The sequence below is a fragment of the Streptomyces sp. NPDC015242 genome, from assembly GCF_043079125.1.
In the GTDB taxonomy this organism is placed as follows: domain Bacteria; phylum Actinomycetota; class Actinomycetes; order Streptomycetales; family Streptomycetaceae; genus Streptomyces.
The window spans coordinates 218965-237462 of the sequence record NZ_JBIBUF010000005.1; the positions used below are offsets into that span (position 1 = coordinate 218965).

Sequence of the window (18498 nt, forward strand, 5' to 3'; positions counted from 1 at the left end):
TGCTGGTGACTGTGCGGGGACTGTGCGCACACCCCCGGGGCAGACGGCACTATGAGACAGACGGTCAAAGAAGCAACTCCGGGGGGCGCAGGCGCATGGACGTCACTCACCTGGCCGCTGTCGACACCACACGAGCGGCCCGGCTCCTCAGCAAGGTCCGGTCCGCTCGGCTGTCCGGGCAGCCCGCCCCCGTGCCGCCGCGCCCCGTGATCGAGCAGTCCTGGGAGCGCATGCTGCGCAGCGGCGTCGACCCGGAGCGTGACGTCCGGGCGGATCCCCTCACCCGCGAGGAGGTGCAGCGGCGGCGCGAGACGTCGGCGCTGCGCCATGTGCTGCCGGTGCTGCGGGAGGGCCTGCTGGCGGCGGCCGACGTCGCCCACCACATCATGGTCGTGGCCGACGAGGACGGCCGGGTGCTGTGGCGCGAGGGCAGCGCGCCGGTGCTGCGCCGGGCGGACGGGCTCGGTTTCGAACTGGGCGCGGACTGGCGGGAAAGCGTCGTCGGAACCAACGGGCTGGGAACCCCGGCGGTGGTGCGCCGGCCCGTGCAGGTCTTCGCCTCCGAGCACTTCGTGCGCTCGCAGGCCGGCTGGACGTGCGCGGGCGCCCCGCTGACCGACCCGCGCGACGGCCGGCTGCTGGGAGTGGTGGACGTCAGCGGACCGCTGGAGACGATGCATCCGGCCACGCTCTCCTGGGTGGACTCGGTGGCCAAGCTCGCCGAGGCCCGGCTGCGGGAGATGCACCTGGAGTCGCTGGAGCGGCTGCGCGCGGTGGCGTCGCCGGTGCTGGCCCGGCTCGGCGGGCGCGCCCTGGTCGTCGACGCGAACGGCTGGACGGCCGCCGTGAGCGGGATGCCGTACACGCGCCGGGTGGCGCTGCCGAAGTCGCTGTCGGCGGGGCCGCGCTGGATGCCGGCGCTCGGGCTGTGCTCGGTCGAGCCGCTGGCCGGGGGCTGGTTGCTGCGGGCCGCGGCCGACGAGCCGGTGCCGCGCGGCGGGACCAGGATCGTGCTGGACCTCAGGCAGGCGCGCCGCTGGTCGGTGGAGGTGTCCGGCGGGGCGGGCTCCTGGGCCAGGGAACTGAGTCCGCGGCACGCCGAGTTGCTGTACCTGCTGACCGTCCACCGCGCCGGGCGCAGCGCCTCGAATCTGGCCGCGGACGTGTTCGGCGACCCGGACCGCACGGTGACGGTGCGTGCCGAGATGTCGCGGGTACGGCGGTATCTGGGGACGCTGCTGGAGCACCGGCCGTACCGGTTCGCCGAGGACGCCGAGGTCGAGGTGCTGCTGCCGGACGACCCGGGCGATCTGCTGCCGCACTCGGCCGCGCCGGCGGTGGCGCGGCTGCGCCGGTCCGCTCCGGCGCCCTGAGGTTCACGCACCGTGGCGTCCGGGCCGCCCCGAGGGGTGCATCTTTCGCATATTTGCGGGGTCTTCGTCCGCCGCCCCCTCCCCCTGCCGTAGCATCGCCGTACGGGCCACCCCACCTGCTCCTCCGTCAACGTACGGATCACAGGGCGCAGTTGGCCCGTCTCGGGAGGACGTTATGAAGCATCGCGGCAGACACCGGCGGCGCAGGCGGGGCAGGGCGCTGCGCGCGACCCTGGCCGGGACGGCCCTCGCGCTCACCGCCGCCGCCACCATGATCAGCGCCTCGCAGGCCACCGTCGACGACCCGGGCCCCCTGCGGCCGGTGGGGGTGTCCACCGAGGCCGGGCGGCTGCCGCTGACCGAGGAGCGGGTGCCCGGGCGGTGGCTGGACCGGCTGGCGTCGCGGATGGGCCGGCCCGTCGGTGTCGGCGCGGTACTGGAGGGCGCCGACCTCCCGCTGCGCGAGGCGGCCGCGTGCACGGCCCCCGAGAAGCGCAGCCTGCCGGTCGAGCCGGCGGCCACGCGCGCCTACTGCTTCGGCGCCTCCGACACCCGGGGCTGGCGGCCCGGCGCGGTCACCACCTCGGGCGACGCCGACGACGACGGCCGCTGGGCGGAGAACCGGGTGATCCTCTCGGGCTGGACCCGCGGCGGCGGGGCCGGGTCCCTCGACGGCCCGGACCCCGGGCAGGGCCTGGCCAAGGTCGCCTTCGTCGACGCGAACGACCCCGCCCGGCTGCGCTACACCTGGGCGCTGCTGGCCGTGCCGGTGGACGGCGGCCGGGACTACCGGGGCCTGGCCTCCCCGCTGTCCGGAATGGTCTGGTACCAGGACAAACTGCTGGTGACGACCCGCGAGGGCGACCGGGACGCGCTGTACGTGTACGACCTGGACCGCATCCAGCGCGCCACCGTCGACGCCGAGGCGGTCGGGCGGGTGCGCGGCGGCTGGGCGGCGCACGGCTCCCGGTACGTCCTGCCGGCCGTCGGCTCGTACACCCTGTCCGGCGGCGGTGACGTGCCGCGCCCGGCCACCGTCTCCCTCGACCGCAGCACCGCGCCGGACAGCCTGGTGGCGGGCGAGTGGGTGCCGGCCGACAGCGACCGGCCGACCCGGCTGTGGCGCTACGCTCTCAGCCGCGCCCCGGCCCGCTCCGGCCTGCTCGCCACGGACTCCGCGCACCGCGCGGAGCCGGTCGAGGCGTACGAGTCGGAGACGGCCGACCTGCGCGGAGTGCTGGCCTACCGTTCGGCCTGGTATCTGGACCGCGCGGCGGGCTCCCCGGGCGGGCACGGGACGCTGTGGCGCCAGGACGCGGAGGGCGCCCGGGCGACGGAGTGCGGTCCGGACGCGACCCGGCACTGCTGGAGCGGCGGCTCGGGTGCGCTGTCCTACTGGGAGGAGACCGGCGAGGTGTGGTCGCAGTCCGGCCGGATGCTGTTCGCGCTGCCGCTGGCCTCCGTCGACCGGGCCGTGGGCGGATCGACAGACGAGTAGGCCGGATGGTTGTCTGGCCCGCATGACGACCATCGCCGTGACCACCTGGTCCCTGGAGCAGACCGCGCCGACCGATCTGCTGCCGGCCGCCGCCCCGGAGGGGGACGTGCGGATCGTCCGCTCCGAGGTGCCCTCCCCCGAGTTCAGCCGTTTCCTGTACGCCTCGGTGGGCGGCGACATCCGCTGGACGGACCGGCTGAGCTGGTCGTACGCCCGCTGGCGCGAGCACCTGGAGCGGCCCGGCGTGGAGACGTGGGTGGCGTACGACCGGGGCACGCCCGCCGGGTACGTGGAGCTGGAGGCGCAGGACGACGCGGTCGTGGAGATCGTGTACTTCGGGCTGCTGCCCGCGTTCCGCGGCCGGCGCATCGGCGGGCACCTGCTGTCGTACGGCGCGGCCCGGGCCTGGGACCTCGCCGACCGCTGGGCGGGCCTGGCGCCGACGAAGCGGGTCTGGCTGCACACCTGCAGCAAGGACGGGGAGCACGCGATGGACAACTACCAGCGGCGCGGCTTCAAGCTGTTCGACACCAAGGTCGAGGAGGAAGCGGAGGTTGCCGCTCCGGGACCGTGGCCTGGGGCCTTCCCCGCCTGACCTGCCCGGACACCTGCATACGGCCCGATGTGACCCAGAACACCCTTGTCTTGCTCTGCGAGACAAGGGTGTCCGCATCTCGGACAAAGCTGGACTGTGTCCAGATCGCCATGACACGCTTCCGCCATGTCTGGAACTGGAATCGCCTTGGTGAGTCGACGGCACGTCGACCTCGGCCGCATGTCCAGCGCCATCTGTCCGGCGCACTGAGAGCACTCAGCACACGCCCGGCATCCCCTTTTCTCCTCTCGTTCCCGCGCAATGACGCGCACGTATGCCCATGCGCCCGCACGCGCAGGTCAGAGCCGCTTTCCCGCCTGTCCCGAAGGACGTATCCACCATGGCCGCCACCCCGCAGAAGCCTGCCGCCGCGACTCCCCGCCGCAAGGTGAGCCGTCACCGCGGTGAGGGCCAGTGGGCCGCGGGGCACTTCACCCCGCTGAACGGCAACGAGCAGTTCAAGAAGGACGACGACGGTCTCAATGTGCGGACACGCATTGAGACGATCTACTCCAAGCGCGGCTTCGACTCGATCGACCCGAACGACCTGCGCGGCCGGATGCGCTGGTGGGGTCTGTACACCCAGCGCAAGCCCGGGATCGACGGCGGCAAGACCGCGATCCTGGAGCCCGAGGAGCTGGACGACGAGTACTTCATGCTGCGGGTGCGCATCGACGGCGGGGCGCTGACCACGCGGCAACTGCGGGTCATCGGCGAGGTCTCGCAGGAGTTCGCGCGCGGGACGGCCGACATCACCGACCGGCAGAACGTCCAGTACCACTGGATCCGGATCGAGGACGTGCCCGAGATCTGGAACCGCCTGGAGGGCGTGGGCCTGTCCACGGTGACCGCCTGCGGCGACACCCCGCGCGTGATGATCGGCTCCCCGGTGGCGGGCATCGCCGAGGACGAGATCATCGACGCCACCCCGGCGCTGGAGGAGATGAAGCGCCGGGTCCTGAACAACCCGGCGTACTCCAACCTCCCCCGTAAGTTCAAGACGGCCATCTCGGGCTCGCCGCTGCTGGACGTGGTGCACGAGATCAACGACGTCGCGTTCGTCGGCGTCCGCCACCCCGAGCACGGCCCCGGGTTCGACGTGTGGGTCGGCGGCGGGCTGTCCACCAACCCCAAGCTGGGGGTGCGGCTGGGCGCCTGGGTGCCGATCGACGACGTCCCGGACGTCTACGAGGGCGTCATCTCGATCTTCCGCGACTACGGCTACCGCCGGCTGCGCAACCGCGCCCGCCTGAAGTTCCTCGTCGCCGACTGGGGTGCGGAGAAGTTCCGGCAGGTGCTGGAGGACGAGTACCTGGGGCGCAAGCTGACCGACGGGCCCGCCCCGGAGCAGCCGTCCAGCCAGTGGCGCGACCACATCGGGGTGCACCGGCAGAAGGACGGCCGCTTCTACGTCGGCTTCGCCCCGCGCGTGGGTCGCGTCGACGGTGCGACGCTCACGAAGATCGCCGACCTCGCCGAGGCCCACGGCTCGGGCCGGGTGCGCACCACCGTCGAGCAGAAGATGATCGTCCTCGACGTCGAGCAGGACCGGGTCGACTCGCTCGTGGAGGGCCTGGAGGCGCTCGACCTGACCGCCCGGCCGTCCACCTTCCGGCGCGGCACCATGGCGTGCACCGGCATCGAGTTCTGCAAGCTGGCCATCGTCGAGACCAAGCAGCGCGGCGCGCAGCTCATCGACGAACTGGAGCGGCGACTGCCGGAGTTCGACGAGCCGCTCACCATCAACCTCAACGGCTGCCCCAACGCCTGCGCCCGCATCCAGGTCGCGGACATCGGTCTCAAGGGCCAGCTGGTCCTGAACGACCAGGGCGAGCAGGTCGAGGGCTACCAGGTGCACCTGGGCGGCGCGCTCGGCCTGGAGGCCGGTTTCGGCCGCAAGGTGCGCGGCCTGAAGGTCACCTCCGACGAGCTGCCGGACTACATCGAGCGCGTCCTGAAGCGGTTCCAGGCCGAGCGCGAGGACGGCGAGCGGTTCGCCGCCTGGGCGGCCCGGGCCGGCGAGGAGGCCCTGTCGTGAGCGAGCGGATGGCCCCGTTCTACTGCCCGTACTGCGGGGACGAGGACCTGCGGCCGAGCGAGGAGGGGCACGGCGCGTGGGAATGCGCGGCGTGCAGCCGGGCCTTTCAGCTGAAGTTCCTGGGGCTGCTGGCCCCGGGGCCGAAGCGAGCCGACTCCGGAGGGGAACGGATATGACGACCACTCAGGAAGAGCGCACCACCGAAGAGCTGAAGGCGCTCGCCGAGCAGGCGGGCCGCGACCTGGAGGACGCCTCCGCGCCGGAGATCCTCCAGTGGGCCGCCGAGACGTTCGGCAAGCGCTTCTGCGTGACCTCGTCCATGGAGGACGCGGTGGTCGCCCACCTCGCCTCCCGTGCCATGCCCGGCGTCGACGTCGTCTTCCTCGACACCGGTTACCACTTCGAGGAGACCATCGGCACCCGCGACGCGGTCGACGCCGTGATGGACGTCAACGTCATCACGCTCACCCCGCGTCAGACGGTCGCCGAGCAGGACGCCGAGTACGGCCCCAAGCTGCACGACCGGAACCCCGACCTGTGCTGCAAGCTGCGCAAGGTCCGGCCGCTGGAAGAGGGCCTCAAGGGCTACCAGGCCTGGGCGACCGGCCTGCGCCGCGACGAGTCCCCGACCCGGGCGAACACCCCGGTGGTCGGCTGGGACGAGAAGCGGCGGAAGGTCAAGATCTCCCCGATCGCCCGCTGGACCCAGGACGACGTGGACGCCTACGTCACCGAGCACGGCGTACTGACCAACCCGCTGCTGATGGACGGCTACGCCTCCGTCGGCTGCGCCCCCTGCACCCGCCGGGTGCTGGAGGGCGAGGACGCCCGGGCCGGCCGCTGGGCGGGCCGGGCCAAGACCGAGTGCGGGCTGCACGGATGACGGCGCCTCGGACGACTCAGACGACTCAGACCATTCAGGAGACTCACGTGACGACCGGAGCCACCGTCTGGCTCACGGGTCTGCCGAGTGCGGGCAAGACCACCATCGCCCACGAACTGGCCGGCCGGCTGCGCGAGCAGGGCCGCCGGGTCGAGGTGCTCGACGGCGACGAGATCCGCGAATTCCTCTCCGCGGGCCTCGGCTTCAGCCGCGAGGACCGGCACACCAACGTGCAGCGCATCGGCTTCGTCGCCGAACTGCTCGCCCGCAACGGCGTGCTGGCCCTCGTCCCGGTGATCGCGCCCTACCGGCACAGCCGCGAGGCGGTGCGCAAGCGCCACCAGGCGAACGGCACGGCGTACGTCGAGGTGCACGTGGCGACCCCGGTCGAGGTGTGCAGCGAGCGGGACGTGAAGGGCCTGTACGCCAAGCAGGCCGCGGGCGAGCTGACCGGGCTCACCGGGGTCGACGACCCGTACGAGGCGCCCGAGTCGCCCGATCTGCGCATCGAGTCGCAGCACCAGACCGTGCAGGAGTCCGCGGCGTCGGTGTACGCCCTGCTGACCGAAAGGGGACTGGCATGACGACCACCGTCGCCACCGTGTCCGAGGAGACCGGCAGCCCGTACGCGCTGTCCCACCTCGACGCCCTCGAGTCCGAGGCGGTGCACATCTTCCGCGAGGTGGCGGGCGAGTTCGAGCGGCCGGTGATCCTCTTCTCCGGCGGCAAGGACTCCATCGTCATGCTGCACCTGGCGCTGAAGGCGTTCCGCCCGGCGGCGGTGCCGTTCTCGCTGCTGCACGTGGACACCGGGCACAACTTCCCCGAGGTCCTCGACTACCGCGACCGCACGGTCGCGAAGCACGGGCTGCGGCTGCACGTGGCCTCCGTGCAGGACTACATCGACCGCGGTGTGCTCAAGGAGCGCCCGGACGGCACCCGCAACCCGCTGCAGACGCTGCCGCTGACCGAGAAGATCCAGGCGGAGAGGTTCGACGCCGTCTTCGGCGGCGGGCGCCGCGACGAGGAGAAGGCCCGCGCCAAGGAGCGGGTGTTCTCGCTGCGCGACGAGTTCTCCCAGTGGGACCCGCGCCGCCAGCGCCCCGAGCTGTGGAACCTGTACAACGGCCGCCACGCCCCCGGCGAGCACGTGCGCGTCTTCCCGCTGTCCAACTGGACCGAGCTGGACGTGTGGCAGTACATCGCCCGCGAGGGCATCGAACTGCCGGAGATCTACTACGCGCACGAGCGCGAGGTGTTCCGGCGCGCCGGCATGTGGCTGACCGCCGGCGAGTGGGGCGGTCCCAAGGACGGCGAGACCGTCGAGAAGCGGCTGGTGCGCTACCGGACCGTCGGTGACATGTCCTGCACCGGCGCGGTGGACTCCGACGCCGACACGATCGAGAAGGTGATCGTGGAGATCGCCGCCTCCCGGCTCACCGAGCGCGGCGCCACCCGCGCCGACGACAAGATGTCCGAGGCCGCGATGGAAGACCGCAAGCGCGAGGGGTACTTCTAGAGATGAGCACGATCACGACCGAGGAGCTCTCGGCCACCACCCTGCTGCGGTTCGCCACCGCCGGTTCCGTCGACGACGGCAAGTCCACCCTGGTGGGCCGGCTGCTGCACGACTCCAAGTCGGTCCTGACCGACCAGCTGGAGGCCGTGGAGCGCGCCTCCGCGAGCCGCGGCCAGGACGCCCCCGACCTCGCGCTGCTGACGGACGGTCTGCGGGCCGAGCGGGAGCAGGGCATCACCATCGACGTGGCGTACCGCTACTTCGCCACGCCCCGGCGGCGGTTCATCCTCGCCGACACCCCCGGGCACGTGCAGTACACGCGGAACATGGTCACCGGCGCCTCCACGGCCGAACTGACGGTGGTCCTGGTCGACGCCCGCAACGGCGTCGTCGAGCAGACCCGCCGGCACGCCGCCATCGCCGCCCTGCTGCGCGTGCCGCACGTGGTCCTCGCGGTCAACAAGATGGACCTCGTCGGCTACGAGGAGAAGGTGTTCGCGGCGATCGCCGAGGAGTTCACGGCGTACGCGACCGAGCTGGGCGTCCCCGAGGTCACCGCGATCCCGATCTCGGCGCTGGTCGGCGACAACGTGGTGGAGCCGTCCTCGCACATGGACTGGTACGGCGGCCCGACCGTGCTGGAGCACCTTGAGACGGTGCCGGTCAGCCACGACCTGAGCCACTGCCACGCCCGGCTTCCCGTGCAGTACGTGATCCGGCCGCAGAGCGCGGACCACCCCGACTACCGGGGCTACGCCGGCCAGATCGCGGCCGGTTCGTTCCGCGTGGGCGAGCAGGTCACCGTGCTGCCGTCGGGCCGCTCCACGAAGATCTCCGGCATCGACCTGCTCGGCGAGCCGGTCGACGTCGCCTGGACCACCCAGTCGGTGACCCTCCTGCTGGAGGACGACATCGACATCTCGCGCGGTGACCTGATCGTGCCCAGCAAGGACGCGCCGCCCACCACCCAGGACATCGAGGCGACCGTCTGCCACGTCGCGGACGCCCCGCTGACCGTCGGGCACCGGGTGCTGCTCAAGCACGGCACGCGCACGGTCAAGGCGATCGTCAAGGACATCCCGTCCCGGCTCACACTGGACGACCTGTCCCTGCACCCGCACCCGGGGCAGCTCGTCGCCAACGACATCGGCCGGGTCAAGATCCGCACCGCCGAGCCGCTGCCGGTCGACTCCTACGCCGACTCGCGGCGCACCGGCTCCTTCATCCTGATCGACCCGAACGACGGCACGACCCTGACCGCGGGCATGGTCGGCGAGTCCTTCGCCGCCCCCGAGCCGGTCAAGGACGAGTCCGGGGACGACGGGTGGGACTTCTGACATGAACTCCCCCGACTTCTACTCCACGTTCGCCAAGGAGGGCGGCCGCGTCGGCAGCGGTGCGCTCGGCAGCGGGCAGGGCGGAGTCGCGCGATGTGTGCGCTGACGTACGCGCACCGCTTGCGCGCCCGCACCCCCCACCGCCGTAGACGCAAACCTGCCGACCTCCCGGCCACGACCTGAAAGACCGTGACCGCCGGGCCAACGAGAGGAACACCTCCCGTGCCTGCTACATCCGTTCTGCGCCGCAGCCTCGCGGTCGCCGCCGCGCTTCCCCTGCTCACCCTGGCCGCCTGCGGCTACGGCTCCGAGGCCAAGGAGGAGGGCGCCAACCAGGAAGTCGCCGCCGGGGCGAAGAAGATCGACGGCCTCGACGCCGTGAAGATCGGGTACTTCGGCAACCTGACCCACGGCACCGCTCTGGTCGGCCGCGAGCAGGGCTTCTTCCAGAAGGCGCTGGGCGCCACCAAGGCGGAGTACGCCACCTTCAACGCGGGTCCGTCCGAGATCGAGGCGCTGAACTCCGGCTCCATCGACATCGGCTGGATCGGCCCCTCCCCGGCGATCAACGGCTACACCAAGTCCGCCGGCAAGAACCTGCGCATCATCGGCGGTTCGGCGTCCGGCGGGGTGAAGCTCGTCGTCAACCCGGCGAAGATCAAGTCCCTGAAGGACGTCAAGGGCAAGCGGATCGCCACCCCGCAGCACGGCAACACCCAGGACGTGGCGTTCCTGAACTGGGCGACCGAGCAGGGCTGGAAGGTCGACGCCGAGAGCGGCAAGGGCGACGTCACGGTCGTCCGCAGCGACAACAAGGTCACCCCGGACGCCTACAAGGCCGGTTCGATCGACGGCGCCTGGGTGCCGGAGCCGACCGCGTCGAAGCTGGTCGCCGAGGGCGGCAAGGTGCTGCTCGACGAGAAGACGCTGTGGCCCGACGGGAAGTTCGTGATCACGAACATCATCGTGTCGCAGAAGTTCCTCAGGGACCACCCGAAGGCCGTCGAGGCGGTGCTGAAGGCGTCGGTCGAGACCAACGCGTGGATCAAGGCCAACCCCGACAAGGCGAAGGCGTCCGCCAACAAGCAGCTGGAGGCCGACTCCGGCAAGGCGCTGCCGGCCGAGGTGCTGGACCCGGCGTGGAAGTCGATCGACTTCATCAACGACCCGCTGGCCTCCACCCTCAACACCGAGGCGGAGCACGCGGTCAAGGCCGGCCTGCTGGACAAGCCGAACCTGGACGGCATCTACGACCTCACGCTGCTCAACAAGGTCCTCGCGGCCGCGGGTGAGAGCCGGGTCGACGACGCCGGTCTCGGCGCGAAGTAAGCCGTTCCCGATCGTTCCCAGGAGGTGACGACCATGGCCACGACCCTCGCCAAGGCCGGCGACGGCACCGCGACGGCCACCCACGCCGCCCGCATCGAGCACGTCTCGAAGTCCTTCCCGGGCCCCGCCGGGCAGCAACTCGTCCTGGACGACATCAGCCTCGATGTCGCTCCCGGCGAGTTCGTCACCCTCCTGGGGGCCTCGGGCTGCGGCAAGTCCACCCTGCTCAACCTGGTGGCGGGCCTGGACGGCCCCACCGCCGGCGAGATCACCACGGACGGGCGGCCCGCCCTGATGTTCCAGGAGCACGCCCTGTTCCCGTGGCTGACCGCGGGCAAGAACATCGAACTCGCCCTGAAGCTGCGGGGCGTCGCCAAGAACGAGCGGCGCGAGCGGGCGGAGGAGCTCCTGGAGCTCGTCCGGCTCAAGGGCGCCCACGGCAAGCGGGTGCACGAACTGTCCGGCGGCATGCGCCAGCGCGTCGCGCTGGCGCGCGCGCTGGCGCAGGAGAGCAACCTGCTGCTGATGGACGAGCCGTTCGCGGCGCTCGACGCCATCACCCGTGACGTGCTCCACGACGAGCTGACCCGCATCTGGCGGGAGACGCGGGTGTCCGTCCTGTTCGTCACGCACAACGTGCGCGAGGCGGTCCGTCTCGCGCAGCGGGTGATCCTGCTGTCCTCCCGTCCCGGGCGCATCGCGCGCGAGTGGACGGTGGACATCCCGCATCCGCGCCGCATCGAGGACACCGCCGTGGCGGAGCTGTCCGTCGAGATCACCGAACAACTGCGGGGGGAGATCCGCCGACATGGCCAGCACTGACACGACGGCCGCCACCAAGGACGGCAACGACCTCGCCGGTCTGGAGGCGGGCCTCGACGCGCTGGAGACGGTGCAGCAGACCCGCAAGCCGTTCGGGCAGGTCCTCCGGGAGAAGGTGCTGCCGCCCCTGACCGCCATCGCCCTGGTGCTGGTGGTGTGGCAGGCGCTGGTCTCGTTCGAGATCGTCGACGACCCGAGCAAGCTGCCCTCGCCGGGCGCGGTGTGGGACGTGGTGCGGCAGGCGTGGCTGGAGGGCGAACTCCTCGGCTACATCTGGACCAGCGTCTCGCGCGGCCTGCTCGGCTTCTTCTTCGCCCTGCTCATCGGCACCCCGCTGGGCCTGCTGGTGGCGCGGGTGAAGTTCGTGCGGGCGGCGATCGGCCCGATCCTGTCCGGACTGCAGTCGCTGCCCTCGGTGGCCTGGGTGCCGCCGGCGGTGATCTGGCTGGGCCTGAACAACTCGATGATGTACGCGGTGATCCTGCTCGGCGCGGTCCCGTCGATCGCCAACGGCCTCGTCTCCGGCGTCGACCAGGTCCCGCCGCTGTTCCTGCGGGCCGGCCGCACGATGGGCGCGACCGGGCTGAAGGGCACCTGGCACGTCGTGCTGCCGGCCGCCCTGCCCGGTTACGTGGCGGGCCTGAAGCAGGGCTGGGCGTTCTCCTGGCGCTCGCTGATGGCCGCGGAGATCATCGCGTCCTTCCCGGACCTCGGCGTGGGACTCGGCCAGCTGCTGGAGAACGGCCGCAACGCCAGCGACATGGCCATGGTGTTCGAGGCGATCCTGCTCATCCTGATCGTCGGCATCGCCATCGACCTGCTGATCTTCAGCCCGCTGGAGCGGTGGGTGCTGCGCAGTCGTGGTCTGCTGGTGAAGTGACCATGTCCGACCGGCCCGTCCTCCTCGTCATCGCCCACGGCAGCCGCGACCCGCGGCACGCCGCGACGGTGCACGCCCTGGTGCGCCGGGTGCGCGCGCTGCGCCCCGACGTCCGGGTGGAGACCGGCTTCCTGGACTTCAACGTGCCCTCGGTGCAGGGCGTGCTGGAATCCCTGGCGGTGCAGGGCGTCCGTGACGTGGTCGCCCTGCCGCTCCTGCTCACCCGCGCGTTCCACGCGAAGGCGGACATCCCCGCGGTCCTGGCGGACGCGCCGCCGCAGCTGCGCATCCGCCAGGCGGACGTCCTGGGCCCGTCGCCCCTGCTGCTGGCGGCCCTGGAACGGCGCCTGCACGAGGCGGGGCTGACCCCCGCCGACAAGTCCTCGACCGGGGTCGTGCTGGCCTCGGCGGGGTCCACCGACCCGGAGGCGATCGCAGTGATCGCAGACATCGCGCGGGAGTGGCGGCACACCGGTTGGTGCGCCGTGCGGCCTGCGTTCGCCTCCGCTGGTTCTCCCGCGGGGTTCCCGCGCACCGAGGACGCCGTCCGCGCCCTCCGCGCCCTCGGCTGCGCCCGTGTCGCGGTCGCCCCCTACGTCCTGGCGCCCGGCTTCCTCCCCGACCGCATCGCCCGGGGCGCGGCGCAGGCGGACGTCCTGGCGGACGTCCTGGGCGCGGCGCCGGAGGTGGCGCGGGTGGTGCTGGAGCGGTACGAGGCCGCGCGGAGGCCGGCCCTGGCGGCCGTCAGCGCCTGACCCGGCCGGCTCCGCGCGGCCTACGCCGCCGGTTCCGGCTGCAGCGCGAAGGAGTACGGGGCCCAGGGGCCGGTGACCTCCACGCGCAGGCCGGGAACGCCGCGGGCGGCGGCCAGGACGCCCGTGCGGAAGGCGCCGACGCGCTCCCTGGGCACGAGGTAGGCGTCGTTGCCCATGTTGGTGCCGGGGGCGGAGCCCGCCAGGCTGCCGCGTTCGGGGGTGTGCGCGACGCGGTCGACGGCGAGCGCGCCGGCGGTCTCGGTGAGGCGGGCCGCCGCCTGGACGACCGCGCGCCAGGCCTCCTCGTTCCTGCGGTGTCTGCGGCGGCGGATCGCCAGGCAGGCGCGTCCGACGCCGAGGCCGGTGACCGTGTCCCGGGCCGGTTCGGGGGCCGCTTCGGGTGGGGTGATGTCAGGGGTGGCGTAGATCTTGACGCCGAGCTCGACGTGCCCGGTGAGGCGGTCCAGCAGGGAGAGGAAGTAGGCGCGGCGGGTGTCGAGGGCCTCGCGGGCGTCTGCCTCGTCACGGTAGACGGTGGCGAGGCGCAGCGGGAGGACGGCGGCGCCGGAGGCGGCCAGGGCGGACACGACCGCGTGGTGGGACCGGACGGTGGACTCCATCCAGTCCAGGTCTTCGAGGTGGGCCCGCAGCGGGGCGTCGCCGTAGTCGGCGGACGGCACACGGCCGACGGCGAAGGCCAGCGGCGGGGTGGCGGTCGGCGGGCCGACCAGGTGGATCGGTTCTCCGGCGAGACCGCGCAGTTGCGCGGCCACCGCGGTGGCCTCGGGGGTGCGGCGCAGGACCGCGTAGGCGTAGACGGGGTGGCTGTCGGTCATGGTCCGGGCTCCTGTCGGTGGCCGTGCGCGTCCCTGCGCGAGACTCCGTTCTCCTGCCGTCCCTGCGTCCGTAGGTACGGCGGTGGCGGCGCGGATGTTCACGCGAACACCGGCCCGGAGGGTCACCCGGCCGGCGCCGTCATCTCCACCAGCTTGAGCACGGTGTTCCAGTTGCGGGTCGTGGCGACGACGCCCTTGGTGAAGCGCGGCTTCGCCAGCTGCTCGGCCAGCCTGGAGCGGCCCAGGCCGTTCGGGGCGTACAGGTACAGGGCGCGGTCGCCGAGGCGGAACTCCTCGGGGAGGTGGGCGGCGGGGTCGATCTCCGCGAAGCGCCCGGGGGTGACCGGCGCGGAGAAGTAGGTGACGTGGAGCTGCCTGGGTTCCAGGGCGGCGGCCGGGAACGGGCAGGCGCCGGCGATCGCCCGCAGGTAGGCGTGGTCGCGCACGATCACGTCGACGTCGAAGCCGAAGCGCCGCGCGATGCCGTGCGCGAGTTCGGCGGCCAGCGACTCCTCGTCGCCGTGCCCGCTGGAGAAGGCGGCCTGGCCGCTCTGCAGGTACGTCCGTACGTCGTCGTAGCCGAGCTGCTGCATGAGGGCGCGCAGCTCGGCCATGGGGACCTTCCGGCTGCCGCCCACGTTGATCCCGCGCAGCAGGGCCGCGTACATCGTCGTCATCCGCTCACCCTAGGGCGGTCGTCGTGCCCCGTGGGGGTGGGCACGACGACCGCGGGCGGGCGGCTGCCCGGCCCCGTAAATTACTCACCGGTCATCGCGGGGCACAACCGTCTGCTCAGGATCCACACACCCGGGGAGCCCGGAATGTGCCGCGATAGGTGTAAGGGACCACAGTCCGCGGGGGTCATCCCCAGTGCGGAGGGGACCGGGTCCACGGGGATGAGTTCCGGCCCCGCGGCTTCACCGGAGAGCACGACGAGATGGCTTTATCCGGCCCCTACCTTCGATACGGAAGGGGGCGGCAGGGGGCCGCCGCCGCGTCACGAGGGGGCAAGCCCGTCATGGGGAACGGAGAAACACGGGTGCGGGGCCTCGCCGCCCGGGCCGGTGGCTGGAGCGCCCGGCACCGATGGGCTGCCGTGGGCATCTGGGTCCTGTTCGTGGTCCTGGCCATGGGCCTCGGTTCGGCGGCCGGCCGGGTCGACGTCAAGGACAGCGACCAGCTCAAGGGAGAGACGCACACCGCCGCCCGGATCATCGAGGACGCGGGGATCGAGGAGCCGGCCAGTGAGACGGTGCTGATCCAGGCCAAGGGCGAAGGGCTGCGGGCGACGGACCCCGAGTTCCGGGACGCCGTCGCGGCGGTCGTCCGGGCCGTCGGGAAGACGGGCGAGGTCACCGACGTGACCTCGCCGTACGACGCGAAGACCATCTCCAAGGACGGGCGCAGCGCGCTCGTGCAGTTCGACATGCGGGGCGAGTCGGACACGGCCGGTGAGCGGGTCGAGCCGGTGCTGAAGGCCGTGGAGGACGTCCAGCGGGAGTACGGGTCGCTGCGGATCGAGGAGATCGGCGGCGCCAGCATGATGAAGACGTTCGACGACGCCTTCGGGGACGACTTCAAGAAGGCCGAGTACTCGGCCGTGCCGGTCGCGCTCGGCATCCTGCTGATCGCGTTCGGCGCGCTGGTCGCGGCGCTGCTGCCGGTGGCGCTCGCGATCACGGCGATCATGGCGACGATGGGCCTGATGGGCGTCGTCAGTCATGTGATGCCGATGAGTGAGACCGCCAACTCCGTGATGCTGCTGGTGGGTCTGGCGGTCGGCGTCGACTACTGCCTGTTCTACCTGCGCCGTGAGCGCGAGGAGCGCGAGGCCGGACGGGACGCGCAGACCGCCCTCCGGATCGCCGCCGCGACCAGTGGCCGGGCGATCGTGGTCTCGGGTGTCACGGTGTGCGTGGCCATGGCGGGCATGCTGTTCACCGGGCTCGCCGAGTTCGAGGCGATGGGGCTGGCCTCGCTGATGGTCGTCGCGGTGGCGATGGTGGGTTCGGTCACCGTCCTGCCCGCGCTGCTGTCGCTGCTGGGCGAGCGCGTGGAGAAGGGCCGCATACCGTTCCTGCGCCGGCGCAAGCGGGGCGCGGGCCAGGACAGCCGGTTCTGGACGGCCGTGCTGCGGCGCGTCCTGGCCCGGCCCGTGGTCTCGGTGGTGGTGGCGGCCGGCGCGCTGCTGGCCATCGCGGCGCCCGCGCTCGGCATGAAGACCCAGCAGCTCACGCTGGACCAGGAGTTCGGCGACTCGCTGCCGATCGTGCAGACGTACAACCGGCTCAACGAGGCCTTCCCGGGCGGTTCGGAACCGGCCGAGGTGGTTGTCAAGGCGGACGACATCAACGCGCCCGAGGTGCAGTCCGCGCTGGCCGACTTCCGTGCGCGGGCGATCAGTTCGGGTGCCTCGCGCGGACCGGTGGAGATCAGGCTGCATGACGCGCAGGACGTGGCGTTCGTCTACGTGCCGCTGGTGGGCGGCTCCGACCTGGACAAGGCCGGGGTGAGCCTGGACAAGCTGCGCGACGAGGTGCGTCCGGCCACGCTCGGCCGGGTCGACGGGGTGGAGGCGCCGATCACCGGGCAGGTGGCCGGGTCCAAGGACTTCAACGACCAGCTGGCCGGTGCCGTCGTCCCGGTGTTCGCGTTCGTCGTGGTGTTCGCCTTCGCGCTGATGCTGCTGTCGTTCCGTTCGCTGACCATCGCGGTCACGTCGATCGCGCTGAACCTGCTGTCGGTGGGCGCCGCGTACGGCATCCTCGTCGGGGTGTTCCAGCACGGCTGGGGCGCGTCCCTGGTGGGCGCGGAGGGGGTCGGCGCGATCATCACCTGGCTGCCGCTGTTCCTCTTCGTGATCCTGTTCGGTCTATCGATGGACTACCACGTGTTCGTGGTCTCCCGGATCCGCGAGGCCCGGCTGCGGGGCATGGAGACGAAGGACGCGATCCGGCACGGCGTGGTCACCACGGCCGGGGTGGTCACGAGCGCCGCGGTCATCATGGTCGCAGTGTTCGCCATCTTCGGCACGCTGTCCATGCAGTCCATGAAGCAGATGGGCGTCGGCCTGGCGGCCGCGGTGCTCATCGACGCGACGATCATCCGCGGGGTGCTGCTGCCGGCGGTGATGGCACTGCTCGGCGAGCGCAACTGGTACCTGCCGAAGTGGCTGCACCGGCTGCCCGACCTCACCCACGACGAGACGCCGCAGGCGATCGCGGGGCCGGCGGCACGGGACGACGAGGGCGAACCCGTCAGGGTCTGACGGCTCACCGGTCCGGCGACTCCCTGACTCACAGGGGCCCGTCGCTCCGCAGGGAGCGGCGGGCCCCAAGCCGTCGCCGTGTCCGGCCACGGCCCGGCGCGCGGTGCGAACTAGCCCCGGTGCGCGGCCAGTTCCGCCTCGATGAGGTCGGCGGCACGGCGCGTACCGCCCTCCTGGACCGTCCGCGCCTGGATCTCCTTCAGGCGGCGCGCGACCTCCGGGTCGTCCACCAGGGCGAGCGCCGCCTCGCGCAGGGCCTCGCCGGTCGCCTCCTCCGTCGGCAGGTGCCGGGCGACGCCGAGGGCGCACAGCGTCTCGGCGTTGCCGAACTGGTCCGCCGCCTGCGGTACGGCGATCATCGGCGTGGCCGTCGCCAGGCCTTCCTGGCTGCCGCCCGCGCCGGCGTGTGTGACGAACAGGTCGGCCTGCTTCAGGACGGCCAGTTGCGGCACCCAGGAGTGCACCTCGACGTTGGCGGGGACCGCCCCGAGCCCGGCCGGGTCGACGTGCTTGCCGACCGAGAGCACCAGATGCCAGCCGGGCAGGTCGCCGAACGCCTTCACGCACTCCCGGTAGAAGTCCGGCTGCTTGGTGAAGGCGGACCCGAGGGAGACGAGCGCGACCTTCTCCGCGCCGGCCGGCCGCTGCCAGCCGCCCTCGGCCGAGCGGTCGCCCTGGCAGGGGCCGACGAAGGAGTGGACGCTTTCGTCGACCCGGTCCGCGTGCGGCTGCAGGGCCCTGGGGATCAGCACGATCGAGCGGTCGGGCCGCCCTCCGAAGGCGTCGGGGTGCAGCGTGATCCCGTTCTCCTCCAGCCAGGAGCGGAAGCGGGCGTAGTAGGCGCGGCCGCGTTCGGTCTTCCGCGGCTCCGCCCAGAGGGGCTCAGCGACCTCCTCCTCGTAGCCCTCCCAGGCGACCATGGCCGGCGACAGCGAGATGGCGGGCACGCCCCAGCGGTGGGCGAGCACGCGGCCCGGGTACGCGGCGATGTCGTGCAGCACGAGGTCCGGCTCGTCGCCCTCGTACGCCGCGATCAGCTGCGGGAGGGCCTGGATCGCGTCGTCGAGGAACGGCTCCACGTTGTCCAGCAGCGTGCTTCCCCACGCCTCCGGGTCGTCGTCGGGCGAGGGCAGGGTCGACGTCCAGGGCTTCACCTCGGCGCCGGTCGCCGCGACCTTCTCGGCGAAGACCGGCGGGATCGCGTAGGTCACCCGGTGGCCGCGCGCCACCAGCTCGCGGATCACCTCCAGGCTCGGATTCACGTGGCCGTGGGCGGCGATGGAGAACATGGCGATGTGCGCGCGACTGGTCATGCGCCGAGGCTAGGCGAGACGATACGTCTCGTGCAACCGATATAGGGTCCTT

General features: G+C 72.2%; 18 protein-coding genes. 15 read left to right on the forward strand and 3 right to left on the reverse strand.

Going from position 1 to position 18498, the window contains the following annotated elements; translation table 11 throughout:
* Positions 1-95 precede the first annotated feature (95 nt).
* From ACF07N_RS18790 to ACF07N_RS18855, 14 genes are all read left to right on the forward strand, one after another.
* Positions 96-1373, forward strand: a complete 1278-nt coding sequence (locus ACF07N_RS18790; RefSeq protein WP_392114112.1) for a GAF domain-containing protein — start codon at positions 96-98, stop codon at positions 1371-1373.
* Between the two features lie 175 nt (positions 1374-1548).
* The gene (locus ACF07N_RS18795) at positions 1549-2871 is read left to right on the forward strand and encodes a hypothetical protein (RefSeq protein ID WP_392114115.1); all 1323 of its coding nucleotides are present in this window, start codon (positions 1549-1551) and stop codon (positions 2869-2871) included.
* A 22-nt stretch (positions 2872-2893) separates the two neighbouring features.
* Positions 2894-3466, forward strand: a complete 573-nt coding sequence (locus ACF07N_RS18800) for a GNAT family N-acetyltransferase (protein WP_383331338.1) — start codon at positions 2894-2896, stop codon at positions 3464-3466.
* A gap of 126 nt (positions 3467-3592) precedes the next feature.
* Complete coding sequence (locus tag ACF07N_RS18805; RefSeq protein ID WP_311241247.1) at positions 3593-3676, forward strand: putative leader peptide; 84 nt, start codon at positions 3593-3595, stop codon at positions 3674-3676.
* 130 nt (positions 3677-3806) lie between these two features.
* Positions 3807-5504 carry a nitrite/sulfite reductase gene (locus ACF07N_RS18810; RefSeq protein ID WP_392114118.1) on the forward strand — a complete coding sequence of 566 codons (1698 nt, stop codon included), beginning with the start codon at positions 3807-3809 and terminating at the stop codon, positions 5502-5504.
* A complete protein-coding gene (locus ACF07N_RS18815; RefSeq protein ID WP_383331346.1) occupies positions 5501-5680 on the forward strand; it encodes a hypothetical protein in 180 nt (59 codons plus the stop codon). Before ACF07N_RS18810 ends, ACF07N_RS18815 begins: the two co-directional genes overlap by 4 nt.
* A complete protein-coding gene (locus ACF07N_RS18820) occupies positions 5677-6387 on the forward strand; it encodes a phosphoadenylyl-sulfate reductase (protein WP_392114121.1) in 711 nt (236 codons plus the stop codon). The genes ACF07N_RS18815 and ACF07N_RS18820 overlap by 4 nt, the downstream gene beginning before the upstream one ends.
* Before the next feature lie 47 nt (positions 6388-6434).
* A complete protein-coding gene (gene cysC / locus ACF07N_RS18825; protein ID WP_392114124.1) occupies positions 6435-6971 on the forward strand; it encodes an adenylyl-sulfate kinase in 537 nt (178 codons plus the stop codon).
* Positions 6968-7906 (forward strand): sulfate adenylyltransferase subunit CysD, encoded by a 939-nt coding sequence (gene cysD / locus ACF07N_RS18830; protein WP_392114127.1) that lies wholly within the window; start codon positions 6968-6970, stop codon positions 7904-7906. The genes cysC and cysD overlap by 4 nt, the downstream gene beginning before the upstream one ends.
* Before the next feature lie 2 nt (positions 7907-7908).
* On the forward strand, positions 7909-9243 hold the full coding sequence (locus ACF07N_RS18835) for a sulfate adenylyltransferase subunit 1 (RefSeq protein WP_392114130.1): 1335 nt from the start codon (positions 7909-7911) through the stop codon (positions 9241-9243).
* Between the two features lie 222 nt (positions 9244-9465).
* Positions 9466-10572, forward strand: coding sequence for an aliphatic sulfonate ABC transporter substrate-binding protein (locus tag ACF07N_RS18840; RefSeq protein ID WP_392114133.1), 1107 nt, complete (start codon positions 9466-9468; stop codon positions 10570-10572).
* 33 nt (positions 10573-10605) lie between these two features.
* Positions 10606-11394 (forward strand): ABC transporter ATP-binding protein, encoded by a 789-nt coding sequence (locus tag ACF07N_RS18845; protein ID WP_392114136.1) that lies wholly within the window; start codon positions 10606-10608, stop codon positions 11392-11394.
* Complete coding sequence (locus ACF07N_RS18850; protein WP_383331367.1) at positions 11381-12274, forward strand: ABC transporter permease; 894 nt, start codon at positions 11381-11383, stop codon at positions 12272-12274. Before ACF07N_RS18845 ends, ACF07N_RS18850 begins: the two co-directional genes overlap by 14 nt.
* 2 nt (positions 12275-12276) lie before the next feature.
* The gene (locus ACF07N_RS18855) at positions 12277-13029 is read left to right on the forward strand and encodes a sirohydrochlorin chelatase (protein ID WP_392114140.1); all 753 of its coding nucleotides are present in this window, start codon (positions 12277-12279) and stop codon (positions 13027-13029) included.
* A gap of 20 nt (positions 13030-13049) precedes the next feature.
* Here the strand turns inward: ACF07N_RS18855 and ACF07N_RS18860 are convergent, their stop codons facing one another.
* Positions 13050-13865 carry a GvpL/GvpF family gas vesicle protein gene (locus ACF07N_RS18860; protein ID WP_392114143.1) on the reverse strand — a complete coding sequence of 272 codons (816 nt, stop codon included), beginning with the start codon at positions 13863-13865 and terminating at the stop codon, positions 13050-13052.
* 122 nt (positions 13866-13987) lie between these two features.
* On the reverse strand, positions 13988-14542 hold the full coding sequence (locus tag ACF07N_RS18865) for a DUF1697 domain-containing protein (RefSeq protein WP_392114146.1): 555 nt from the start codon (positions 14540-14542) through the stop codon (positions 13988-13990).
* A gap of 341 nt (positions 14543-14883) precedes the next feature.
* Between ACF07N_RS18865 and ACF07N_RS18870 the strand changes: the two genes are divergently transcribed.
* Entirely contained in the window at positions 14884-17133 is a 2250-nt protein-coding gene (locus ACF07N_RS18870) for an MMPL family transporter (protein ID WP_392114149.1), read from the forward strand.
* Between the two features lie 110 nt (positions 17134-17243).
* Here ACF07N_RS18870 and ACF07N_RS18875 read toward each other — a convergent pair whose 3' ends face one another.
* Positions 17244-18446 (reverse strand): glycosyltransferase, encoded by a 1203-nt coding sequence (locus ACF07N_RS18875; RefSeq protein ID WP_383338359.1) that lies wholly within the window; start codon positions 18444-18446, stop codon positions 17244-17246.
* Positions 18447-18498: the final 52 nt, after the last annotated feature.

What these genes read in the sequence shown, in the direction of transcription:
- ACF07N_RS18860 (WP_392114143.1), bottom strand. Translation starts at nt 13,865, where the DNA reads ATGACCGACAGCCACCCCGTCTACGCCTACGCGGTCCTGCGCCGCACC.
- ACF07N_RS18810 (WP_392114118.1), top strand. Translation starts at nt 3,807, where the DNA reads ATGGCCGCCACCCCGCAGAAGCCTGCCGCCGCGACTCCCCGCCGCAAG.
- ACF07N_RS18855 (WP_392114140.1), top strand. Translation starts at nt 12,277, where the DNA reads ATGTCCGACCGGCCCGTCCTCCTCGTCATCGCCCACGGCAGCCGCGAC.
- ACF07N_RS18820 (WP_392114121.1), top strand. Translation starts at nt 5,677, where the DNA reads ATGACGACCACTCAGGAAGAGCGCACCACCGAAGAGCTGAAGGCGCTC.
- ACF07N_RS18850 (WP_383331367.1), top strand. Translation starts at nt 11,381, where the DNA reads ATGGCCAGCACTGACACGACGGCCGCCACCAAGGACGGCAACGACCTC.
- ACF07N_RS18870 (WP_392114149.1), top strand. Translation starts at nt 14,884, where the DNA reads ATGGGGAACGGAGAAACACGGGTGCGGGGCCTCGCCGCCCGGGCCGGT.
- ACF07N_RS18835 (WP_392114130.1), top strand. Translation starts at nt 7,909, where the DNA reads ATGAGCACGATCACGACCGAGGAGCTCTCGGCCACCACCCTGCTGCGG.
- cysD (WP_392114127.1), top strand. Translation starts at nt 6,968, where the DNA reads ATGACGACCACCGTCGCCACCGTGTCCGAGGAGACCGGCAGCCCGTAC.
- ACF07N_RS18790 (WP_392114112.1), top strand. Translation starts at nt 96, where the DNA reads ATGGACGTCACTCACCTGGCCGCTGTCGACACCACACGAGCGGCCCGG.
- ACF07N_RS18795 (WP_392114115.1), top strand. Translation starts at nt 1,549, where the DNA reads ATGAAGCATCGCGGCAGACACCGGCGGCGCAGGCGGGGCAGGGCGCTG.
- ACF07N_RS18865 (WP_392114146.1), bottom strand. Translation starts at nt 14,542, where the DNA reads ATGACGACGATGTACGCGGCCCTGCTGCGCGGGATCAACGTGGGCGGC.
- ACF07N_RS18845 (WP_392114136.1), top strand. Translation starts at nt 10,606, where the DNA reads ATGGCCACGACCCTCGCCAAGGCCGGCGACGGCACCGCGACGGCCACC.
- ACF07N_RS18875 (WP_383338359.1), bottom strand. Translation starts at nt 18,446, where the DNA reads ATGACCAGTCGCGCGCACATCGCCATGTTCTCCATCGCCGCCCACGGC.
- ACF07N_RS18805 (WP_311241247.1), top strand. Translation starts at nt 3,593, where the DNA reads ATGTCTGGAACTGGAATCGCCTTGGTGAGTCGACGGCACGTCGACCTC.
- ACF07N_RS18800 (WP_383331338.1), top strand. Translation starts at nt 2,894, where the DNA reads ATGACGACCATCGCCGTGACCACCTGGTCCCTGGAGCAGACCGCGCCG.